General features: G+C 48.3%; 20 protein-coding genes. 5 read left to right on the forward strand and 15 right to left on the reverse strand.

Annotated elements, in window-relative coordinates:
• The first annotated feature begins 8 nt into the window (after positions 1-8).
• On the forward strand, positions 9-2,291 hold the full coding sequence (secA2, locus tag NST07_RS21780) for an accessory Sec system translocase SecA2 (RefSeq protein ID WP_341379079.1): 2,283 nt from the start codon (positions 9-11) through the stop codon (positions 2,289-2,291).
• A gap of 64 nt (positions 2,292-2,355) precedes the next feature.
• On the opposite strand, the gene NST07_RS21785 is transcribed toward secA2, so the two are convergent.
• Positions 2,356-2,847 (reverse strand): AAA family ATPase, encoded by a 492-nt coding sequence (locus NST07_RS21785; RefSeq protein ID WP_341094287.1) that lies wholly within the window; start codon positions 2,845-2,847, stop codon positions 2,356-2,358.
• 161 nt (positions 2,848-3,008) lie between these two features.
• Here NST07_RS21785 and NST07_RS21790 point away from each other — a divergent pair, with 161 nt between their 5' ends.
• Positions 3,009-3,377, forward strand: coding sequence for a hypothetical protein (locus NST07_RS21790; RefSeq protein ID WP_341094288.1), 369 nt, complete (start codon positions 3,009-3,011; stop codon positions 3,375-3,377).
• A gap of 79 nt (positions 3,378-3,456) precedes the next feature.
• On the opposite strand, the gene NST07_RS21795 is transcribed toward NST07_RS21790, so the two are convergent.
• The 4 genes from NST07_RS21795 to NST07_RS21810 form a co-directional block, all read right to left on the reverse strand.
• The gene (locus NST07_RS21795) at positions 3,457-3,660 is read right to left on the reverse strand and encodes a hypothetical protein (protein WP_341094290.1); all 204 of its coding nucleotides are present in this window, start codon (positions 3,658-3,660) and stop codon (positions 3,457-3,459) included.
• Between the two features lie 98 nt (positions 3,661-3,758).
• Complete coding sequence (locus NST07_RS21800; protein WP_341094292.1) at positions 3,759-5,747, reverse strand: chemotaxis protein CheA; 1,989 nt, start codon at positions 5,745-5,747, stop codon at positions 3,759-3,761.
• Between the two features lie 17 nt (positions 5,748-5,764).
• Complete coding sequence (locus NST07_RS21805) at positions 5,765-6,190, reverse strand: chemotaxis protein CheW (protein ID WP_341094294.1); 426 nt, start codon at positions 6,188-6,190, stop codon at positions 5,765-5,767.
• Positions 6,191-6,213: 23 nt separating this feature from the next.
• Positions 6,214-7,803, reverse strand: coding sequence for a methyl-accepting chemotaxis protein (locus NST07_RS21810; protein ID WP_341094296.1), 1,590 nt, complete (start codon positions 7,801-7,803; stop codon positions 6,214-6,216).
• A 269-nt stretch (positions 7,804-8,072) separates the two neighbouring features.
• Between NST07_RS21810 and NST07_RS21815 the strand changes: the two genes are divergently transcribed.
• Positions 8,073-9,410, forward strand: coding sequence for a glycoside-pentoside-hexuronide (GPH):cation symporter (locus NST07_RS21815; protein WP_342480169.1), 1,338 nt, complete (start codon positions 8,073-8,075; stop codon positions 9,408-9,410).
• Between the two features lie 41 nt (positions 9,411-9,451).
• A complete protein-coding gene (locus tag NST07_RS21820; RefSeq protein ID WP_341094298.1) occupies positions 9,452-10,207 on the forward strand; it encodes a PIG-L deacetylase family protein in 756 nt (251 codons plus the stop codon).
• Positions 10,208-10,287: 80 nt separating this feature from the next.
• Here NST07_RS21820 and NST07_RS21825 read toward each other — a convergent pair whose 3' ends face one another.
• The 9 genes from NST07_RS21825 to NST07_RS21865 all read right to left on the reverse strand — a co-directional run bounded on the left by NST07_RS21825 (position 10,288) and on the right by NST07_RS21865 (position 20,102).
• Complete coding sequence (locus tag NST07_RS21825; RefSeq protein WP_341094299.1) at positions 10,288-11,160, reverse strand: tetratricopeptide repeat protein; 873 nt, start codon at positions 11,158-11,160, stop codon at positions 10,288-10,290.
• Positions 11,161-11,186: 26 nt separating this feature from the next.
• A complete protein-coding gene (locus NST07_RS21830; RefSeq protein ID WP_341094300.1) occupies positions 11,187-12,146 on the reverse strand; it encodes an ATP-binding protein in 960 nt (319 codons plus the stop codon).
• Positions 12,147-12,205: 59 nt separating this feature from the next.
• Positions 12,206-13,060 carry a phosphotransferase gene (locus tag NST07_RS21835; RefSeq protein ID WP_341094302.1) on the reverse strand — a complete coding sequence of 285 codons (855 nt, stop codon included), beginning with the start codon at positions 13,058-13,060 and terminating at the stop codon, positions 12,206-12,208.
• Positions 13,061-13,166: 106 nt separating this feature from the next.
• Positions 13,167-13,979 carry an alpha/beta hydrolase-fold protein gene (locus NST07_RS21840; protein ID WP_341094304.1) on the reverse strand — a complete coding sequence of 271 codons (813 nt, stop codon included), beginning with the start codon at positions 13,977-13,979 and terminating at the stop codon, positions 13,167-13,169.
• A gap of 238 nt (positions 13,980-14,217) precedes the next feature.
• Positions 14,218-15,060 (reverse strand): GNAT family N-acetyltransferase, encoded by an 843-nt coding sequence (locus tag NST07_RS21845; RefSeq protein WP_341094305.1) that lies wholly within the window; start codon positions 15,058-15,060, stop codon positions 14,218-14,220.
• Between the two features lies 1 nt (position 15,061).
• Entirely contained in the window at positions 15,062-15,976 is a 915-nt protein-coding gene (locus tag NST07_RS21850) for an MBL fold metallo-hydrolase (RefSeq protein WP_342481963.1), read from the reverse strand.
• A 218-nt stretch (positions 15,977-16,194) separates the two neighbouring features.
• Positions 16,195-17,370, reverse strand: a complete 1,176-nt coding sequence (locus tag NST07_RS21855) for a sugar ABC transporter permease (RefSeq protein WP_038594145.1) — start codon at positions 17,368-17,370, stop codon at positions 16,195-16,197.
• An 11-nt stretch (positions 17,371-17,381) separates the two neighbouring features.
• Positions 17,382-18,902, reverse strand: a complete 1,521-nt coding sequence (locus NST07_RS21860) for a sugar ABC transporter ATP-binding protein (protein WP_342480170.1) — start codon at positions 18,900-18,902, stop codon at positions 17,382-17,384.
• Positions 18,903-18,998: 96 nt separating this feature from the next.
• On the reverse strand, positions 18,999-20,102 hold the full coding sequence (locus NST07_RS21865) for a sugar-binding protein (protein WP_341094308.1): 1,104 nt from the start codon (positions 20,100-20,102) through the stop codon (positions 18,999-19,001).
• Positions 20,103-20,360: 258 nt separating this feature from the next.
• Here NST07_RS21865 and NST07_RS21870 point away from each other — a divergent pair, with 258 nt between their 5' ends.
• Positions 20,361-21,398 carry an asparaginase gene (locus NST07_RS21870; protein WP_341094310.1) on the forward strand — a complete coding sequence of 346 codons (1,038 nt, stop codon included), beginning with the start codon at positions 20,361-20,363 and terminating at the stop codon, positions 21,396-21,398.
• A 53-nt stretch (positions 21,399-21,451) separates the two neighbouring features.
• Here NST07_RS21870 and NST07_RS21875 read toward each other — a convergent pair whose 3' ends face one another.
• Positions 21,452-22,138 carry a cyclase family protein gene (locus tag NST07_RS21875; RefSeq protein WP_341094311.1) on the reverse strand — a complete coding sequence of 229 codons (687 nt, stop codon included), beginning with the start codon at positions 22,136-22,138 and terminating at the stop codon, positions 21,452-21,454.
• Between the last annotated feature and the right edge of the window lie 16 nt (positions 22,139-22,154).

Consider the following 22,154-nt stretch of genomic DNA (forward strand, 5'->3'; position numbering starts at 1 on the left):
TATTTGCTATGGGTAACAATCTGTATAGCCGCATAGAGGCGAAGTTCCAGGAGCGTAAGCTCAAGCCTTATTATGAAAAAATTAAACTCATCCGCCAGCTTCCAATGAAGAACTGGAGCGACATCCAAATCAGGCGTTGTGCCAGGGAAATGAAGCTGAAAGCCCAAAGTGGTGCACCGCTTGAGGATTTAATGATCCAAGGGGCAGCACTTGTAGCTGAAGCCGTGTGGCGATTCTTGCAGATCCGTCTCTTTGACGTACAGCTCGCAGCAGGACTGGCTCTGTGTGATGGTTATCTGGTGGAAATGCAAACCGGGGAAGGGAAAACGCTGGCTGCCATCCTCCCCGCTTACTTACAGGCGCTGCAGAGAAAAGGCGCTCATATCTTTACCTTTAACGATTATCTGGCTCGGCGGGATGCCGAATGGATGGGCCCCGTCTACAGGGGGCTGGGTCTCTCCGTCGGTTATGTTGCAGAGGGGCAGCATGTCGAGGAAAGAAAAGCAGCATATGCTGCCGATATCACTTATTTGTCTTCGAAGCAGGCTTGCTTTGATTACTTGAAGGATTCGCTGGTATATACTCCGGCCCACAAAGTGCAGCGCCCCCTTCACTGCGTACTGGTTGACGAGGCGGATTCCATACTCATTGATGAAGCCCGGATTCCGCTTGTCATCGCAGGAGAAACGGACAAGAAACGTGCAGGTAACCGTGAAATGCCGTTGATCGTGAAGCAGCTCATTCAGGGGCCGGATTATGATACGGACGAGCATGGGCGGAATGTACACCTGACGGAAGCCGGAGCGCTTAAGGTTGAGGTCATGCTGAAATGCGGAAATTTATATGAGTCCCGCAACTCGGATACGCTCGCAGAGCTTCACTGTGCGCTGCATGCAGAAGCTTTATTAAAGAAAGATGTCGATTATATTGTAAGAGACGGCGCCGTGCTGCTTATTGATGAATTCACCGGGCGAATTGCCGAGAACCGGCATTGGCCAGACGGTCTGCAGACAGCAGTGGAAGCCAAAGAAGGGCTGAGCATTCAGTCCGGCGGCAAAATTCTTGGAACCATGACGCTGCAGCATTTTTTAAGCCTCTATGCCCGGCTCTGCGGGATGACAGCAACGGCGTTATCCTCCGCGGATGAGTTTAGAGCCTATTATGCCCTGGATGTGATGGTGATTCCACCGCATCATCCCTGCAGAAGAATTGATTATCCTCATGTAATATTCACGCACCGTGAAGCCCAGCGGCAGGCTATTCTTAGTGAAATTTCTGCCATTCATAAGACGAAGCAGCCCATCCTGATTGGTACAGCCAGTGTGCAGGCATCCTGTCAAATGGCAGCCGACTTGCAGAATGCTGGCATTCCATGTAACCTCCTGAACGCGCAAAATGATCAATGGGAAGCGGAGCTGATCGCCAGAGCAGGCCGGCTGAATATGGTCACCGTTTCAACTCATATGGCAGGCCGGGGTGTCGATATTATTCTGGGCGGAGGCGATGCAGAAGAATACTGGGCAGTAAAAAAACTAGGCGGATTGTATGTCATCGGTACAAATCTGCATGAAAGTGTACGTGTAGACCAACAATTGCGTGGCCGTGCAGGCCGGCAGGGAGATCCCGGCTCCTCCCGCTATATGATCAGCCTGGAAGATGATTTGCTCGTAAGGTTCGGCTTAAGAGAGTCGCTTCCAAAGGAATATCAGGACCTGCAACAGGATTCTCCGCTTAAGGGTTCCAGAATCTGCAACCTGATCAACCATATTCAGCTAGTCATGGATGGCCAGCATATTGAAATCAGAAAAACCTTAAATAAATATGCAGATTTGATCGAACAGCAGCGGCGTATTCTTTTCAAGAAACGGGAGGCCCTGCTTGGTGAGTTTTTGAGACCAACCCTCTTAATGACAAGAGTACCTGCAATTTACGAACAATTATGCCGCAGGTTCGGGAAAAAAAGGGTTGAGGACACCGAAAGATTCATCACACTGGTTCAAATTGATAACGGCTGGGCTAATTACCTGGCTTACGTTTCTTCTGTGAGGGAAGGCATTCATTTGGAAAGCCTAAGCCACAAAAATCCGCTGCATGAGTATCACCGGCTGATCATAAATGCCTATGCAACACTGGAAGAGAGGATCGAAACCGCTGTGGTGGAACTTTTTCTGACAACGGACTTTAGCTCACTGAAGATGGATTTCCAATTGGAAGCTTTGAGAGTCCCCTCAGCGACATGGACGTATATGATCAACGACAGCTTTTTTCAGAACAGAATCAATCTTTTATAAAAGGAACAAGCACTTTGATTGCGGGTCCGGTTTCCCCCATCGTCCGTCACGGTCTTTGAACTCCTTATTGACTGATGATTAATTTCATTTGTTCAACAACTCCGTCCACATCGTGGCTGCTTGTATCTATTTTAGTAGTCCCCATGTTCCGGTATAAGCTTAAACGTTCGATACTGCTGAGAATTTGCTCTTCCGGTCTATGGGCTTGCTCCATCCGCTGCCTTAGTGCAGTCTCCGAAGAGATCAAGGTAATCGTTTGTAGATCAAATTCCAGATCATCTAGCCGTTTCAGAAGACCTTGCAAGATCTCTACGCGATGAAGTACCCAACTGAAAATGACATATTCAAATGTAGAGTTCGTCAAGAAGCTTCTTAGCTGATATGTAATGTTATTCTCCACCATGGCTCTGTTTTCATCGTTTACGATCCAGGGATTCATCATCCAGCACCAATCGCCGTCCAGCCATACGGAATGATTTAGCACCCCGTTCAGACTTTTGCATACGGCGGATTTCCCGACACCCATTGGGCCGTTGACAACAATTAACTTTTTCATGACATCCTCCTGCAAAAGGTATTTACACATAGTTCCAATGAACTATTCTTTTTTATAAATTTCAGTAGGAAATGATCCCTTTGCATGATATAATCTCTTAGTCCATCATCGAGAATTTATCCCCATTGAAAGTATGGGTTTGCAGGAGGATCACTATCATCATGAACAATCAGATTAAAATAGTCAAAGTATCTGCAGAGATTGAAAAGGATGAATTTGATATTAAGGTGAGTCCTTGGCGATTGCTGCTTGAGACCAACCGTTATTACGAGATCAAACCTGAGCTTGGACCTGTAAAGAGAATCTATAAAGAGAAGCTTAATACCATTACCGATGAAACAAAGTCTTATGCCGATGGTTTTCTCTCCTGCTCCGCTTTTTGCATTGAAGACAGGGTTAACGAGATGCAGTTGGAAATCCTGCACAAACTGCAGTTGAAAATCAATGCCTTCAGAGATGAATTGCAGTTAAACCAAAAAGCAATCGAACAACAAAAATTCTTACCTATAATAGAGGGTTCAACGGAATAAATGAGAAGTGGATTTCCTCACAAAGTTAAAGAGCCGCAGGTGCGCAGTAGTCGCATCTTCGGCTCTTTGTCGTATTGTTCTATACCAGCTCTGCGTTTTTCAGGGCATGCTCCCAGCTTGGAAAATAATACAATGCGCTCCGCATCAGCTCCGGATCCTGCTGTTTTACCTGCTTTTTGTTGATTGTTCCGTTGGATTGAAGCTGCTTGATCCGGTTGATAACTTCATCAGATCCCAGTGTAATAACCACATCGCCACTCCTTTTCCTTAAGTCTTCTTCCATATTTTTCTCCATCCTGTAAAGTTCTATACAGATCTCTATTGAAAAAGAGTGCTCCATCAGCCATTCTCCCGGCTGATAAAGCACTCTTACATCATAAATTAATGGCTTACGAGGTAGGAAGCATCCAAGATGATAGCCACCCGTCCGTTCCCCAGAATGGTCGCTCCGGATAGATGGTTCAAGGTCCCGAGCATGGTGCCGAGCGTTTTGATGACCACTTCCTGATTGCCCAAGATTTCATCCACCGCAAAGGCAGAAATTTTGTCGACTGACCTGACAATGACAATCGAGATCGTTTTGGAACTGCGCTCAACACGCGGATAATGCAGCTTGTCCCGCAGCCAGGAGAACGGCACAATCCGTCCATGGTTAATTATCGCCTGCTCCCCTTGGATCGTCTGAATCTCTTCCGGGTGAATACGAACAATTTCAGCAATGTTGTACATGGGGAGAATCAATACCCGGCCTGACACCTTGACCAGCAACCCCTTGATGATCGCCAAGGTGAGCGGAAGCCTGATTGTGAATGTCGTCCCTTGACCCGGCTCTGTATCAATATCAATGATTCCGTTCAACCTTCCAATTTGGCTGCGGACAATATCCATTCCCACCCCACGTCCGGATACATCACTCACCTCGGATGCCGTCGAGAAGCCAGGCTCGAAAATGAGATGAAGCGCTTGAAGCGGCGTCAAATGTGCAGCCTGATCCTCTGTAATGATGCCTTTGCGAAGCGCGGAAGCCTTGATATTCCCGGCATCAATGCCCTGACCGTCGTCTGCCAGGGAAATCACTACATTATTCTCTTCATGGAAGGAGGACAAGGTAATGCGCCCCTTCGCCGGTTTGCCTTTTGACGCACGCACTTCGTGGCTTTCGATTCCGTGGTCTGCACTGTTGCGGATTAAGTGGATCAAGGGATCGCTCAATTCCTCGATAATCATCCGGTCCAGCTCAGTTTCGCCGCCCTGTACCACCAGCTCTATATCCTTTCCGAGCTTTTGCGCCAGGTCTCTGACCATACGCGGGAACCGGCTGAACAGCTGGTCTATAGGCAGCATGCGTGTCTTCATCACGCCTTCCTGCAATTCCTTAATGACACTGCCCATATGATCGGATACGCCACTGATGCTCTGCAGCGCTTTAGCAGGGTCATTGCGGATGCCGGCCGTCTTCAGATCCGCTAGTGAGGTCTGGTCTATCAGCAATTCACCGACCAGATTCATCAGATGATCGAGCCGTTCCACACTGACCCGGACCGTCGGCTGATTACCTTTGACCCGTTCTTCTGCCGGAGGCCCGGACTGTGGCATATTTGCCGGCACTTCTTTAGTTATTATCTCTCCGCCAGCAGCTTCTCCCGATTCGAATGGAGTAATCGCCAGAGTTTGCACATCTGAATCCCCCTCCAGCTGTGACTGGATCAGCTGCGGCTCTTTCGATGTTGCAACCACTACAGCGAATCTGCCGTAACGGCTGTCTTCATCTTTATTTACAACTTCACCTGGTGAAAGTGAAGCAGCAATAACCGATCCGCAGACATCTTCGATCCGCTGCAACAGGATGAAATGGCGTGCTGCCTTCATCTGGCAATCCTCTTTCAGCGAAACGCCGATCATCAGTATCTGTTCCCCGGCGGCAGTGGCTTCCTCTACTTTAAGACTCTCAGCGGCACTTAACACAGGCGGGCGCACCGGCTCTTGCTCTGCAGGTTTATTAATCAGCGCTTTAATCTCCGAAACCACAGAACTGCAGTCATCATAAGCTTCCCCGCTGATATATTGGCTGCGCAGCTTCTTCATGGCATCCAGTGCGCTAAAGAGTGTATCAATCAGAATTGCGGTGATTTCCGGTTTTTTCTCACGTACCCATTCCAGTGCATACTCCACTTCATGGGTCAAATCACTCATTTCCCGGAAGGCCATCGTTGAAGAAGAGCCTTTGATCGTATGTGCGGCCCGGAACAGAACTTGGATCAGCTCGGACGAAGGAGATTGTTCAAGGGTCAACAGGGACTGGTCCATCCGCTCCAACTGGTCGTTCAGCTCTTCTATGAAAATATCTCGGTAGGCAGACAGCTCCATCATTATTTATATTCTCCTTTCTATCCGCCCAATATTTCCTCGAGCTTCAAGATTCCAATAAGCTGGTCTCCCTGTTGTCCAATGCCATGAAAAACACCTTCTCTACTTCGGCTATGCCCTCCAGTAGGCGGATGAATTTCTCCGTAGGTAGTCACTTTGTTCACTTTATCTACGATCAAGCCTACGAATTCATCCCGGCAACGGACTACGATAATCCGGGTTTCTCTTGTATAGGGCTCATCCGACATACCAAGCAGATTGCGCAGGCTCATGACACAGACTACTTTGCCCCGGAGGTTCACCACGCCCTTAACTTCATTCCTGGTGAACGGTATATCCGTGATGCTCAGCATCTTAATGATTTCATGAATCTCTTCGATACGGATCGCACAGGTCTCGGCACCCACGGCGAGTTCAATATATTGTTCCTTCTGCAGCGTGGACATATTGTCACCTTCAGTCTGTAAAATTAGTGGGTTTTGAATGCGGCAGCAGAAATGGCCAATTCTTCAGAGAGCTGAGCCAAAGACTGGCAGGTAGCTGCAGTCTCTTCAGAAGCAGCGGCGGACTCCTCACTAGAAGCCGAGATTGCTTCTACCGAACTCATAACCTCTGCAGCCTGTGCAGACTCTTCTTCGCAAGCCGCAGCAATTTCATTCACTTTAAGCGCGGAGTTATTCACCATCGCGATAATTTGCTCAAAAGCCTGGCTGGTCATCGAAGATTGCTCCACACTTTCGGACACGGCCCGGACACTTTGCTTCGTATTTTCCTGCATCGCTTTAATAATCTTCGTAATTTCCTTGGTCGCCTCGCTGCTTCGTTCCGCCAGCTTACGGACCTCATCGGCTACAACGGCAAAGCCGCGGCCCTGTTCTCCGGCACGGGCTGCTTCAATGGCTGCGTTCAACGCAAGCAGGTTCGTTTGCTCGGCGATATCGTCAATGACCTCAATAATATCGCCAATCTTACTGGAGTCATCTTCCAGCTGAGTCATCTTATGATTCACAGCCTGCATTCCCTGAAGGGATGTCTCAACCACATGTCCGCCTTCACGGGCAGTTCTGACCGTATCATTAGAGAGCTCTGCTGCTTCTTCTGCACTAACAGCCACAGAGTTAATGGCAAGCGACAGTTCTCTGAAGAGTTCAGTGATGTTGGCTGCCGCAGCCGACTGGCTGGTGCTGGTGCTGGAAATTTCCTGTGTGCTTGCTGAAATCTCCTCGGAGGAAGCGGCAACACTTTGCGAATTCATCACGATACTATTGATTAATTCCTTTAAGCTAGTCACCATCCGGTTGAGTGCAGATGCTAATTGACCCACTTCATCCTTGGAGGAAACCTCCGCTTGTTGCGTCAGATCTCCGTCAGCCACCGCGGAAGCGAGACTAAGCATCTGCCGTAAAGGTCTAGAAATTGAGCGTGCAATGAAAGTACCAATAATGATGCTGATAATGACCGCAGCGACTACCACGGCTATAGTAACAACCAGTGAGGTGTTATAGGTTTGTTCCGAACGATGGTTGGTGGCTTCTGCCAAGCTTGCATTGAAAGTAACCAGCTCCGTCAATGTTACTGCAACCTTTTCTGACTGCAGGCTCAGAACTGTTTTATTAAATTCGTTAAATGCTGTCATACCCTCATTCTCTGCGATGGACATGCCCTGCTCATAAAGCTTTAGATAGGATGGGTATTCGATATCGAACGTCCGCAGCAGTTCCTGCTCCTTCGTGGTATTGGCTACCGTACGGAAAGTATCGATTTTTTGTTCGATACTCTCACGGGCTGCAGCAATTTCGGTCTTGATCTTAGCCTTAGCTTCAGCTCCGCTCTCTGTACTCATATTCCGCAAATATAAACGTAAATTCATATAATTGATTTGTGCTGCAGATAGATCCCTTACGGAAATCAAATTGTTGTTGTACATTTCATTTGTGTTTTTATTCATCCCCCGCAGCGTCGATATCGAATAGATACCGAATCCCGCCAAAATCACAGCGACTAGCAGAAAAGCTGAGATGATTTTCTTTGCTGTTTTCATGTTACTGAACCACTTCATGAGTACTCCCCCTGGATACGATCTTTGTGTGTGCCCGGTATTTAGCTGTGCAATTACGCAATCTCCCAGCACGCCTCCCGGACAGCATAGATATATTTCGACAAATTTCGTCGATTTCTGAATAGTTTATTTTTGCATTGCCAAAAAAAAATCCCTTCAATTACGAAATATACGGAATCGTTATTTGCGCAAACATTATTACAATATACATATCCAACCAGATATACACTATAATCACCTTTAACTTCAGCGGAAATGAGGGAGCTCTCATGGGAAATAAAGTACCCGTCAAAGAAAAGATTTTTTTCTCCGGGGGATTGCTGGGCCAGAATATTCTATACAGCTTTATGTCGATGTACATTTTGTTCTTTTACACCGATTTATTGGGCATACCTGCTACCACGGCCAGTCTAATTCTGGTAGTAGCCAGCATAGTCGATGCCTGTCTTGATCCGGTAATGGGGATGATTACAGACAAGACCCGCACAAGATGGGGGAAATTCAGACCCTATCTGCTGTTCGCCCCCTTCCTTATCGCGGCTGCTACGATTCTATGTTTCTGGGATTTCGGAGGTTCCCCTACACTGACGTTAGTAATCGCCTCCATCTCCTATCTGTTATGGGGTATGTTGTATACCGTATGTGATACGCCGCTCTGGGCATTATCCTCTGTAATCTCCAAAAACCCGGATGAACGGACGCTGGTAGTTACCTTAGGGAAAATTGGCGGTACCCTCGGAGCCGTAGCCGTTACCATTGGTGGCATCCAGCTGCTGCTTGCTTTCGGCGGCGAGAGAAACACGGATGCTTACCTTTATTCTGCAATCCTCGTAGCCGCTGTTGCGGCGGTCTCTATTTTTCTCACTGGATTAACCTCCAAAGAAAGAGTAGCCCCTTCGCCCGACAAGATTTCCTTCAAGACAAATCTGCAGACGATTTACAAAAATAAGCCTTTGCTGGCCCTGCTCGCCTCACTGCTGATTATCAATTTGATTAACGGCATCAGGCAGAGCATTCAATTGTATTATGTGATTTATGTCTGGGGGGATGCGGTGTATGTCACTCAGGTGGGGATCAGTCTTGTTGTAGGGATGCTGCTGGGAATGATAGCCACTCCGAAATTGCTGAGGTTGTTTTCCAAGAAAAAGATGTTTATCGCCTCTTGCCTTCTGGGCAGCTTATCCTGTGTTATTCCCTATCTGTTTGGGGACGAGAATAGGATGTTTGCACTTGTCTTCTTCGGGATCAGCTTCTTTTTTTCAGGGATGACCATTATTGTGAGCACATCCATGCTGCTGGATACGATTGACTATTCCGAATGGAAGCTGGGCTTCCGGGGGGAGGGTATTGTTTTTTCAACGAATACATTCATCACTAAATTTAGCGGAGCTGTCTCCAGAATCATCATCGGTACAAGCCTTGGCTTCATGAACTATGTTGAGAACCAGCCGGTAACCCCGGGTCTCCAGCATGGGCTCAGCTTTGTGATGTTCATCCTGCCGGCGCTTTGTTTTGTCGCTGCCATTATCCCTATCCTGTTCTATAATATTAGCGACAAGCAAAGAGATCGTATATTGTCCGATTTGGAATTTTCCCGAGCTTTATAATCGTCTGAATCTCATACAATATGAATAAGGAGTGAATGGATATGGATTCATCTGCATTGCATACCCTTATGGCCCCTCCCGAACTCACGGGATGCCGCAAAATATTATGTATTCAACCCCATCCGGACGACAATGAAGTCGGAATGGGCGGCATTATTGCCAGCTTCGCGGAAAAAGGCTGTGAAATCAACTACCTGACCGTAACGAATGGTGACCTCGGGGCAGAAGATGAGCAGCTGTCGCATGAAGAGATTGCCAAGATCCGGCGAGTTGAGCTGGAGGCAGCGGGGAGAATGCTGGGCGCTACGGAGTTTCATCAGCTGCAGCATGGAGATGGCACACTGGATCATGTGCCTTCATTAGCCGGGGAAATCGCCGAAATCATTCGAACCGTACAACCCGACGCCCTCTTCTGCCCCGATCCGTGGCTGGCCTATGAAGCGCATCACGATCATATCGTTGTTGGTAAGGCAACGGCACAGGCCTTTCTCCTAGCAGGACTTGCCCGTTATCCCAAAGGCACTTCAACCAAACCGTGGCAGCCGCAGGCCATCGGGTTTTATTTCTCGTCAGAGCCGAACACGGTCATTGACATCACCGGAACTTTCGAGCAGAAATTTGCTGCAATGTCCCGGCACCGCAGCCAGTTCAGTGATGAAATTCTGGCCCTATACCGGCTCTACTTTGCAGAGAAAGGCCGGCAGTTGGCCCGGGATAAAGATTTTGAAATGGGGGAAGGGCTGAAGGTGTTGTCTCCGCTGCACATGCATTGCTTCGTGGATGCGAAACGGATCTGAGGTCAGGAGGGTTCAGTGCGATAAATGTAAAAAGACACCAACGAAGCGTTGATGTCTTTTTACATTCGGGCTAAGGACTATCACATGCCCCTTCGTCTCCAGCCAAACACTTGCACATGTACAATGGCTTTGGTCACCCAATGCGTCAGTACATACAATACAATAAACAGAAGCACGAACGGCCTGAACAAAATCCAAATGATGAACCAGGCCAGAATAATCTGCCAACGCTTCATTCTGCGCACGAGCCGGGTAGGCCATAAAAAAATCCGTAGCAGCTTGTGCTGCTGCTGGAGCGCCTCCAGGAATTCGCTCTGAATCTGCTTATCGTCAGGGCTTAGGCGTACCGCATTTTTCATGTATGTTTCTTTAAGCTTGTAATCCCCGCGGTCGCCCGCAGCCCATCCCAAATATAACATCACATATGGCATTTCGGCTCCATATTGAACCGCTTGACGGTCAAGCTCGGCTGACTCTTTCATATTGCCCAGCAGTGCCTCTGTATAGCTTAATGTAGCCAAATACAGCGGACTCTCCGGTCTTAGTTCCAATGCAAGCCGCAAAAGCTCCCTCGACTCTTTGTATTTCTGCTTCTTGTTTAGAAGATTAGCCTTCAGAAAAAAGTAATGAGCTTCATAAGGATCAATCCGCATCGCTTCCTGCAGATTCTCATTCAGCGCTTTCTCGTTGTCCGTTTCGTAGTAGACACTGACGCGCACATACCAGGCCAACGTCTGCTCCGGGTCCCGGATCAGTGCCTCGTTCGCCCAATACAGCGCCTTTTCATAATTATCCATGAGATTATAAATATGGGCAATCAGTGCAAAAACATCCGGATCCTCCGGCTCTTCCCGCAGTGCCTGCTCTGCTTCTGTCAGAGCTTCCTTGTAACGTTTCCACTCGATGAGCTGATGTACCGCTTGAAGGGTATTTTGCTTAAATTGATTCTCCACTGTCAGCGCCTCCGTCACTCATCCCGCTATTTAATTCCGTGTTTCTTGGCATAGTCCAATACGATCTGGTAGTCCCGGTTGACATCGCTGAAGGTCGCATAATTCTTCGCGGTTGAGAACCATTCCAGTGTCGTAGCCTTCCGGGACTTCGCTGCTTTCTTCAGGTCATCATTTGTAATCGGCTGGATCTCTCCAGTCTCAAAGGTGCGCTCCATCGCAGATTCTATGGCATCGCTCACCACCTGCTCCAGATCGGCACCCGAGAAGAACTTTGTATCTGCTGCAATCTTGGGCAGATTCAAGGCTAGAGCAGGTTTTCCGGCCATCTTCAGGCCCAGAATAGTCTCACGTTCGGACTCCTCCGGCGGCGGGACAAACACCAGGTGGTTGAAGCGGCCCGGACGCCGCAGTGCGGAATCGAGATACCAGGGTGTATTGGTGGCACCGATGACAAACACATTCTCATTCTCGGCTTGCAGACCATCCAGCTCCAGCAGCAGCTGATTCACCAGCATCCGGTCATGATGCTGGCGCATCTGATGGCGGCTGCCGCCCATCGCGTCCAATTCGTCGATGAAGATGACGCACGGTTTGTTCTCTCTGGCTTTCTCAAAAATATTATGCAGGTTGTTCTCACTTTGGCCCACATACATCGCCAGGATGGCTTGCAGCTCGATATGCATAAAATTCGCTTCAATCTCACCGGCTACCGCCCGTGCCAGAAAGGTTTTGCCGCAGCCTGGAGGCCCGAACAGAAGCAGGCTGCCGCCCGCTTCTTTGCCGTAAGCTTTGAACAGCTCCGGCTGCTTCAGCGGCAGAATAAAGTTCATCCTGATCTTCTTCTTCACTTCTTCCAGACCGCCTACATCGGCGAAGGTTTCCTTAGGTTTCTCTGACTCGATAAGCGTTTGATCCTCTTTACTAAATTGAATGAGTTTCAGCCGCTTGCGCCTTTGTTCCAATAGCTCATCATGATCATCGGACATTCATCTCTCACCCCTATGGTTAATGAGATCAGTTTACCATATTTTAATAGGATTTGTTGTTACACCAGATGTGTTCTCCAGTGCTCCCAAGCGGTCAAATAGTCCTTCAAGTCCTGCGGATGGACTCTGGCACAGATGCCAATCCGGCAATACAGCTGGAAAACTACCTCTTCTATCAATCTGGAATGTCCTATTGCCTTCTGCTTGAGCTGGTCAAACGCCTTAAACAAGGTGACCCTATTCAAGTCATCCGGTGAGGAACAGAAAGCATAAGTGAAGTCATAGATGAGTGGTCCAACCATCGGCGAAGGGTCTATGACGCCCACCAGGCTGTGATCCTGAAATACAAAATTATGAACACCTGTATCGCCATGCAAAAGATACTTGTCCTCCGCGCCGGAGATTCTGCCGGACAAGGCTTGTACTTTATCATAATCCTCCGCAGGCAATATATCCCCCACATTGGAGCGTGCCTCTTCTAAACTGATTCTATTGAACTCAGCCCATGAATCCCGCGGCATTTCCAGGCGTCCCCATTGTGGCGCAGATGAGGTTTCATAATGGTTCAGAAGACCGATTACGATGCCTGGCAGCCAATCTATCTTGGCACCGCGGTTATAATGAGTTGTACCGGCAGTATAGGTATACAGAATGTAGTTCCCATGCGGATCGGTATACAGCAGTTTAGGCAGCAGTGAACTCCCGGGATACGCTGCCAGCAGCAGTTCGGCGCAGGAATTGCTCTGCGGCGTGTCTACCTTCAGCACATATTTCTTTTCCTTATTGACGGTCAGAATGTATACGAGACCTTCGGTCGTTCCTTTCATTTCCTCGTTGACTTGACTGTTCTGTTCAATCACTCCCAGGTCCTGAAGTGTATCAACTATCGCCTGGATATCAGGTCGCAATGTCATTCTAATCCGCCTCCAATTTTATACCTATTCTCTATTATAGGGACGGGTGATCCACAAGAGATAGGTATAGTTTGGATCTATTCAGACTTTGCACTTATTGGGCTTCTTATTGTAATTCCAGAGCGAATCTCAGCAGACGGCTGAGCGCTGCGGGCAGTACCGTAACATGGCCCTCTTGCGGGAATTTGACGAGGCTGACCTGCAAGCCTTCTGCAGCAAGCGGGGCGAGCAGAACCGGCAGCTTCTCGGCATCCTCAACCATATGATCCAGCTCTTCTGCGCCAATGGTGATCAGCAGTTTCCGCTGTAGTTTCAGCCCAGGGTACATGGCGGAGAACCGCTCCTGCTCAACCAGCAGGGAATAACCGCCCCACCAGACCGAAGGGCTGCCGGCAGCGTAATGGGTGAACAGTTGCGGCCGTGTGAACAGGGCATGCAGGACGAGCAGGCCGCCCAGCGAATGTCCGAACAGTGACTGGCGCAGGCTATCCACAGGAAACAGCCCGGAGATCAACGGCATGATCTCGTTCTGCAGCAAATCGAGGAAGCTGTCCGCGCCTCCATGTTCAGGCCAATCACTGCCGTCTGGCCGCTTCGGCAGTGATTCTAACTCCGCAGGCATCGTGAAATCATAGCAACGGCGGGTCATGTCAAAGGGTTCGCTGGAGGGATAACCGATGGCTACAATCACAACAGGATCATAGCCATGCGGTTTGCGTGTCTGCAAGCGCGCGGACTCTGCCAGCGTATGAAATACGGCATTCCCGTCGAGTGCGTAGATGACCGGGTAGCCCTCCGGCGGCGCTTCCCCGGAAGGATGGGAGATAAGGATCCGGTACTCCAGATTCCGCTCACCTGCGTAGAGAACATGCTCTTCGCAACCACGGTGCGGATAACTCCGTTCAAGTTCTTTACTCATTACACTTCCTCCTAATGATAACCATTCTCATTATTGGAGATTATAAAGGATACACGCCCGGGTATCCATGGACTCTATCCTGCTTCGGGCTTGGACAATGTGCTAAAAGCATCAATAACCGCTCTTCCAGCATCCGGTCAATCGCTACGGCCGGATATTCAAAATGCGTTCAACAAAAAGAGACACTACAATGTGTCTCTTTAGGAAATGCTTGTCTAATACGCCTGCCCTTACAGGATTACACAGCCAGCCGGTAATATGGCAGAGTAACTGTCGGCCTAAAGCCCAGCTTTTGCGCCAAATAATATGAACCTTGATTTTCCAAACGACAAGCCCATACCGGCTCCAGATTATGCTCCAGACAATAATCGATCAGTGCTGAGCATACAGCAAGTGCGCAGCCTTTTCCGCGGTGATTCTCCGCCGTTTCGATTCCGATCTCCAGCTGGCCCGCAGTGCGGCAAGACGCAAAAGAGGTAGCGGCAGCTTCTCCGCCTGAAACTAAAGTGTAGCCCATCCCTTGGGCAGCAAAATGCTCCTCATCCCGCCAAAAAAAACGGGGAACGACCGCTCCGCTCTGAGCCAGGAACTGTTCTCTGGTCGTACGCATGATAATGCCGTCAGGTCGCGGAAGCAGCGCCTTAGCATCCAAGTAGGCTTCTCGGTTGAAGCAGAAGTTCACTCTTGTATTCCGCTCAATGGCCCTGGAATTATTCTCCAGGGATGACATACCGCTATTTATCAGAGAGCTGTTATGAATAGATAAAATAGAATCAAGGATAGGAGTCCACTCTCCTGCCGGATCACTTTGCAGCCACTCCGCACTCTGTCTCATTCCTGCTAGATTAGTCATATAATCATGAAGTCCCCGTGTAAACGCCTCGTTGCCGGCCTCTCCAAACAATAAAGACATACCATAGGAATGCACCACATAGAAGGCACGGGGATTGTGCACAGCATCTACATAAACGCTGCCGGGAACAAGCTGCTCAAGCACTGCCCGTGCAAACATTGTGTTAATATTCACATGATCGAGCAGCGGCAAACCCTTGAAATAATCCTTGTTTTCAAGTTGTAACATGTTATCCTCTCCCTTCTGTAAGTAGTCGATTGAAAAGCCAGCGGAAATTCCATTCATATACATGTGACATCATCCAATGATCATAAGGTGCCGGTATCCCCTTCTCCAGCCAGCGATCTGCGGATTCTCCACTCTGGGCAGCGTTTTCCGCGTAAGCCTGGATATCAGTAAGGTAACTTATCATCTCTGCAAGGCTTTCCCTGCCGGTGACCCCGCCATGCCCGGGAATAACCAGATTGACATCAATCTCGCGATCAATCCGTTCCAGGATCTCAATCCAGGCAACCGGAAAGCCGCTCAACATCGCCGGGTGGGAGTGGCTTAAGATAAGATCACCGGCAATCAGCACCTTGGCGTCTTCGATATACACCATCGCATCGCTTTCCGTATGCCCGCCGCCATAGGTGAGCAGAGTACTCGAACGGGCCGAGCCGTGAATGATCAGTTGCTGCGAGAAAGTAACGGATGCTGTCACTCTATGGATCATAGGCGTTGCCGCCAGCAGCGCAGTCTTGTCGGCAATTTCATAACCGAGTGCGCCGCGGAGCCGGGGATCTGCCGCAGCCTTTTTCCCTTGTTCCAGCATTTCAATTTGATTTTGCAGACCGCTCTGCCAAATATTCAGTTCTGGAGCCCCGCCTTGAATCAGCGCCTCCCGGGTGAGTGCTGTGGAGATAATGATGCTGCCGGCAAATACCTGATTGCCATAATGATGATCTCCATGATAATGCGTATTGACTATGTATTTCACTGGCTTACCCGTAAGCAGCTCTGCCGCAGAACGCAGGAACTCGGCTGCCTGCGGAAGACTGAAGGTGTCTACAACTACTGTTACATCGCCCAGATCTATGATCGACGCGTTCCCCAAAGCTCCACTTCCGGGAATAACAATAGCGGCCCAGACACCTTCCGCCACCTGCTGCAATGTAAAATAAGGGTTCGTATGCTTGACCTCCTCTATATCTACCTATAATGGTGCGAATCTCTCATGCCTTTCTTCAGTGAGCGATCACAGATTTATCAGACATTATACTATATTATGGGAAGCTTGGAGTAATCATTTATTAGCACAAAAAGCAGCGGAGTGCCTCTTAGCACTCCGCCGCTTTTTTAACCAGTGAGTTCTGTCTTGAACTATGCTCTTTGCTTGCGTGTCATTACATCAAAGATTACAGCTGCGGCCAGCACGCCGCCACGGATCATGTACTGATAGGAAATACCAACGCCTAGCAGGTTCATGCCGCTGGAAAGTGAAGCCATAACGACCGCACCGATAATGGAACCGGTAACCTTACCTACCCCGCCGGCAGCGGATACACCGCCAACATAAGCAGCCGCAATAGCATCCAGTTCAAACAGCGTTCCTGCTGTGGTAGTCGCCGACTGCAGGCGGGAAGTGAACAGAATCCCCGACAGTGCAGACAAGAGTCCCATGGAGCAGAATACAATGTACGTAATTTTCTTAACGCTGATCCCGCTTAGATTTGCGGCTTCCGGGTTGCTTCCGACTGCGTAGATATGACGCCCGATTACAGTGGAGGTCGTCAGAATGTGATAGATGACAACGACGATCATTACGATGACTACTGTCCACGAGAAGCCGTTGTAACCTGCGAGAATCCAAGTGATGTAAGCAATGATCGCGGACACGAAGACCAGCTTGACGGTAAACATGCCGTTTGACAATACTTCGAAGTTGTATTTGAGCTTATTGTTCCGTTTGGAGAATTCAAAGTAAATGAACAGGACGATAATGAGTGCGCCGATAATCAGCGACAGCAGATTCAAATTGCCAACCTTGGCGATAGCCGGGATAAAGCCATTGCCAATTGCATTGAAATGTTCATCCTTCACGATAATGGTTCCTGTCTTCTCCGTTACGCGGAGCAGCGCACCTCTGAAGATCAGCATCGCTGCCAGAGAAGCCACAAAAGAAGGAATGCCCATCTGTGCAACCAGGAAACCGTTAAAGAGACCAACAATAATCCCCATGATCAAAATAAGCGGAATGGTGAAATAGACCGGAACTCCTGCCTGCGTTAAGAAGATGGCGGCAATTGCCCCCAGGAACCCGGCTGCAAAACCGACGGATAAATCGATATGCCGGATCACAATGACCAGTGTCATTCCGACAGCCAGAACAGCAATGTAGCCAGTGGCATCAATCAGGTTGCTTATATTCCGAGAAGACATAAACAGTCCATCCGTCATGATCGAAAAAGTCAGCATAATGACGAATAAAGCAATGTACATCCCATAATCCCGGATATTAACCTTGATCAATGATTTCGCTTCGTTAAATAATTTCACGGGTCTTCCTCCTATTGCGTAGCAAGTTTCATTATTTTTTCTTGATCTGCGTCCTTGGCGGACAGCTCGCCTTTGATTTTGCCCTCGGCCATGACATACACGCGGTCACTCATTCCAAGCACTTCAGGCAGCTCCGAGGAAATCATGATGATGCTCATACCCTCGCTGATCAGCTTGTTCATAATCGTATAAATTTCGAATTTCGCTCCGACGTCAATACCGCGTGTAGGTTCGTCCAGAATGAGCAGGGTCGGTCCTACAAACAGCCATTTGCCAAGGGAAACTTTCTGCTGATTGCCGCCGCTTAAATTACCGACCAGTTGTTCAACAGACGGGGCTTTGATATTCATTGATTTTTTATATTCGTTCGAAATCTTCACCTCTTCATTGGTATTGATCATCCCCTGCGAAGAAATGGCCTCAAGATTGGAGACTGAAATATTTTGCTTGATATCCTGAATCAAAAATAAGCCGTCGCCTTTCCGGTCTTCCGTCACATAGGCGATTCCCGCATTGATTGCGTCTTTGGTGTTCTTAAATATTTTTTTGGCGCCGTTCATATATAAGTCGCCATGTATTTTATAGGATTTCGGATTGCCGAAGATGCTTTGTGCCAATTCCGTCCGGCCTGAGCCCATCAGCCCGGCGATACCGACGATCTCGCCCTTTTTCACGTGGATGTTCACATCCTTGACCACATCCCGGCCCAGCTTGGGGTCAAATGCCGTCCAGTTCTTGACCTCCAGCACATCATTTCCGAAATGCTCAGTATTCCGTTTAGGATAGATATCATCGATGTCACGGCCGACCATGTTCTTGATAATTACACTTTCCGATATTTCATTCTTGGCAGCATCAAGCGTGCATATCGTCCGTCCATCGCGTAGCACGGTGACATGATCGGCTATAGCAATAACTTCCTTCAATTTATGGGAGATCATGATGCTGGTAATTCCTTGTTTCTTCAGTTCTCTCAGCAGTTCCAGCAAGTTCTCACTGTCATCTTCATTAAGTGCGGCTGTTGGTTCATCGAGAATAAGCAGCTTCACATCCTTACTGAGCGCCTTGGCGATTTCGACCAGCTGCTGCTTGCCGACACCCAAATCCTTAATCAGTACTTCAGGATTGACGTTAAGATTCACTTTCTTCAGCATTTCCTTCGCTTTGACAATCGTCTGATTCCAATCAACGATTGCGCCTTTCTTCACTTCGTTCCCGGCAAAAATATTCTCATATACGGTCAGATCCGGAAACAGGGCTAACTCCTGATAAATAATTGCGATCCCGGTTCTGACGCTGTCGCTAATTCTGCCAAAGCTCTGCACGTTGCCTTCATAGACAATATCCCCTGAATATGTTCCATGCGGATACACCCCGCTAAGCACCTTCATGAGTGTGGACTTGCCGGCACCGTTCTCGCCGACCAGACAGTGAATCTCGCCTTTGCTAACTTTGAAATTGACATTCGAGAGTGCCTTTACACCGGTGAATTCCTTGGAAATATTATTCATTTCTAAAATATATGGATTCATAATTAGCTTGTGCTCCTTCACAAAACAAGTCTTAGAATAGAGGAATAGTGATAGATGTATCTATCACTATTCCATCTAAACTATATTCAGGTGCGTTTACAGTCCCGTGAACTCGCTTGCTTCGTAATATTTTGAATCAATGAGTGCTGCTTTGACATTGTCCTTGTCAACGACTTGAACATCGGTTTGCTTCGCTTGTACTTCAATCTTGCCGTTATCGTAGGAGCCGGTTGTTTCAGGCGTTTTGCCGTCGAGAATGGAAACCCCCATGTTGATTGCATCTTTAACGAGGTTGCGCACATCCTTGAACACAGTCATTGATTGTTTGCCGTCAATGACGTATTGGATAGAAGCCTTCTCAGCATCCTGGCCGGAAATGATGAAGCTGGTCACTGCGGAATCCGAAGCGAATACGTCAGCAATGGAACGGGCTGTGCCGTCATTTGGAGCAAGGATGGCCACATCACCCTTTTGATCAGCGCTTGCAGCGGTCAAGTGAGTTTGCGCTTTGTTCTTGGCTTCGTTGGCATCCCAGTTTGTTGTCACCTGGCTGATGATTTTGCTGCGTTCCTCACGGGTCAGCTCTGCTTTATCCTTCAGAGCAACAGCTTCACTGGAGTTGGCGATGGTGAATGTGCCGTCAGCAATCTTCGGCTGAAGCACAGACCAAGCGCCTTCAAAGAACAAAAATGCGTTGTTATCCGAAGCTGCACCCGCGTACAAATACAATGGCTGGCCTTTGCCTTTGGCATGATCCACCAGGTATTGGGCTTGTGCTTTACCTACTGCGATACTGTCAAAAGTTACATAGTAGTTAACGGCATCCGTGTTGTTAATCAGGCGGTCATAGGCAATAACCTTGATGCCTGCTTTTTGAGCGGCCTCAGCTGCTGCAGCGGCGGCATCACCGTCTTGCGGACAAATGATCAGGACTTTAATGTCTTTTGCAATCAAGGCTTCTACGTTTTCTTTTTCTTTAGCAGAAGAACCTTGGCTGAACAAAATCTCTGAAGTATATTTTGTGTCTTTTAATGCATCCTTAAATCTTTGCTCATCCTGCACCCATCTTGGCTCATCTTTAGTCGGCAGCACGATGCCTACATCCACCTTACCGCCTGCACCGTTACCGCAAGCGGATACCAGCACTGCAAGCATCATGGCTACAAGCAATAGTGGTATCGCTCTCAAAGACTTTTTCATTCTAAAAAACCCCTCCCTGTATTTGGCTGGTGCTGTTGTTTACAACATGATGTTATCATTGGTGGTATCCTCCCGGAATAGAAAATTCTCCTTTGTTTCTTGAATATCCTCACATCACGGTCCAGCACATTATTTTCATCATAAAATACTGCACATGGCTATTTATTATAGGAAAGGTTTGATACAATTCTATTGACTTGTTAATGGCATAACATTAGCTTTCTCACATAATAGATTGACCTGAAAGGAAACGAAGAGATGATTATTCCAATCCCTGAAGTGAATTTTGACACTTCCCCTTACTATAATCCCGTGCTTAAAAATGTGGTCATTCTGGCTACCGGCGGCACCATTGCCGGAAGTGGGGAAGCCCACAAAACATTGAATTACGAACCCGGCGCCCTGCCGATACAAGACCTGCTGGACAGTGTCCCCCATCTGGAGCGGATCGCAAATTGCGCCGGAGTACAGGTCAGCAACCTTTGCAGTGCCGACATTACCAGCGACCATTGGCTGACGTTGGCTACATTGATCAACACCCTTGCCCTCCGCGAGGATATTCACGGATTCGTCATTACCCACGGAACCGATACCCTTGATGAAACCTCTTATTTCCTGAACCTGGTCATCAAAACCGACAAGCCGGTGATTATTACCGGATCAATGCGGCCTGCAACTGCGATCAGCGCAGATGGCCCTCTGAACCTGTTCCAGTCGGTGGCGTTGGCAGCGAATCCGGACGCTTCCGGTCAAGGGGTTATGGTTGTTTTTGCAGAGGGGATCTACAGCGGCAGAGATGTGCAGAAGGTGAATACCTTTAAAGCCAACGCCTTTGACGAGCGGGATTTCGGCTGCCTGGGCTACATGCGCGACAGTCAGGCTTTCTTCTATACAAGATCCCTTAAAAGACATACCACTGCAGCACAGTTCGACGTATCGGCTCTGAGTGGATTGCCTGAAGTGTCAGTCGCTTATTTCCACGTCGATGCCGATCCGGGCATACTCGATTACCTGGCTACGATCTCCAAAGGAATTGTAATTGCGGGAGCGGGCGGAGGAATATACAGCAAACCGTGGATTGATAAAGTCGGGAAACTTAAGAACAACAACATTCCAGTCGTCCGCTGCTCGCGGATCTCCAGTGGAATTACGCTGAAGGACTCTTACATTGACCTTTCCGCCAATTCGATTCCCTGCAACAGCCTAGTGCCGCAGAAAGCGAGAATTCTGCTGTCGCTGGCACTGACGCAAACTGTACAGTACGATGAAATTGCCACAATGTTCAATGAGTACTGAGAGTTAAACAACAAACCGCCCGTGGATTGTCCACGGGCGGTTTGTTGTAGGACTTATTCTTCAATTTCAACGATAATGTTAACGATAGATGCATCGTGGTTTTTAATGCGAAGTGGAGCTGTGAAGGCAGAAATTAGCTTTTTGCCAACCAACGGCGCTGGATTAATGTCTTCATAAATGAGCATAGTCTTCTCTTTATACTTTTCATGATCTAAGAAGGCATGGTGGACAAAATAACCGTTTCTTTTGGCTTCACTCATATTTTCAATGCTCAAGGTATCAATAGCCACCGCTTTGCAGTTTGGCAGCTTCGTCCGGATGTATTCAGCGGCTTCAGTAGAGACGGCGGGGAAATTATTGGCGTATTTCCCGAAATCAGTATCCCGGTATTTCCAGTGACTCGTGTTGAAAATCAGAAGATCCGCTTCATTCAATTCTTCATATTCCTTTAGTTTTTCGACGGTGATAAAGCCGTTCGGGCCAAGCGGGCAATCAATTAGTAGCGGCTTCCGGTAGATGAAGTCTTCTATCGGAATAGCATCTATTCCCTTACCGTTATTCATGTGATGCCACGGGGCATCGACATGGGTACCGGCATGAAGATAAATACTTAACACACTTCCGTTCCAGTCATCCCCTTTGTCTAAGCGCTCTCTAGGCTCTAATTTCACTTCTGGCAATCCTGGAAAAACAGGCATTCCTTCATAAATTGGATAACCGATTTCGACGTATTTTGGCATATTAGCTGCTCCTGTA

The sequence above is a fragment of the Paenibacillus sp. FSL L8-0340 genome (assembly GCF_038593145.1).
GTDB lineage: Bacteria > Bacillota > Bacilli > Paenibacillales > Paenibacillaceae > Paenibacillus_AQ.

Coding starts and splice junctions, on each gene's coding strand:
- secA2 (WP_341379079.1), top strand. CDS start 9: ATGGGTAACAATCTGTATAGCCGCATAGAGGCGAAGTTCCAGGAGCGT.
- NST07_RS21785 (WP_341094287.1), bottom strand. CDS start 2,847: ATGAAAAAGTTAATTGTTGTCAACGGCCCAATGGGTGTCGGGAAATCC.
- NST07_RS21790 (WP_341094288.1), top strand. CDS start 3,009: ATGAACAATCAGATTAAAATAGTCAAAGTATCTGCAGAGATTGAAAAG.
- NST07_RS21795 (WP_341094290.1), bottom strand. CDS start 3,660: ATGGAAGAAGACTTAAGGAAAAGGAGTGGCGATGTGGTTATTACACTG.
- NST07_RS21800 (WP_341094292.1), bottom strand. CDS start 5,747: ATGATGGAGCTGTCTGCCTACCGAGATATTTTCATAGAAGAGCTGAAC.
- NST07_RS21805 (WP_341094294.1), bottom strand. CDS start 6,190: ATGTCCACGCTGCAGAAGGAACAATATATTGAACTCGCCGTGGGTGCC.
- NST07_RS21810 (WP_341094296.1), bottom strand. CDS start 7,803: ATGAAGTGGTTCAGTAACATGAAAACAGCAAAGAAAATCATCTCAGCT.
- NST07_RS21815 (WP_342480169.1), top strand. CDS start 8,073: ATGGGAAATAAAGTACCCGTCAAAGAAAAGATTTTTTTCTCCGGGGGA.
- NST07_RS21820 (WP_341094298.1), top strand. CDS start 9,452: ATGGATTCATCTGCATTGCATACCCTTATGGCCCCTCCCGAACTCACG.
- NST07_RS21830 (WP_341094300.1), bottom strand. CDS start 12,146: ATGTCCGATGATCATGATGAGCTATTGGAACAAAGGCGCAAGCGGCTG.
- NST07_RS21835 (WP_341094302.1), bottom strand. CDS start 13,060: ATGACATTGCGACCTGATATCCAGGCGATAGTTGATACACTTCAGGAC.
- NST07_RS21840 (WP_341094304.1), bottom strand. CDS start 13,979: ATGAGTAAAGAACTTGAACGGAGTTATCCGCACCGTGGTTGCGAAGAG.
- NST07_RS21845 (WP_341094305.1), bottom strand. CDS start 15,060: ATGTTACAACTTGAAAACAAGGATTATTTCAAGGGTTTGCCGCTGCTC.
- NST07_RS21860 (WP_342480170.1), bottom strand. CDS start 18,902: ATGAATCCATATATTTTAGAAATGAATAATATTTCCAAGGAATTCACC.
- NST07_RS21865 (WP_341094308.1), bottom strand. CDS start 20,102: ATGAAAAAGTCTTTGAGAGCGATACCACTATTGCTTGTAGCCATGATG.
- NST07_RS21870 (WP_341094310.1), top strand. CDS start 20,361: ATGATTATTCCAATCCCTGAAGTGAATTTTGACACTTCCCCTTACTAT.
- NST07_RS21875 (WP_341094311.1), bottom strand. CDS start 22,138: ATGCCAAAATACGTCGAAATCGGTTATCCAATTTATGAAGGAATGCCT.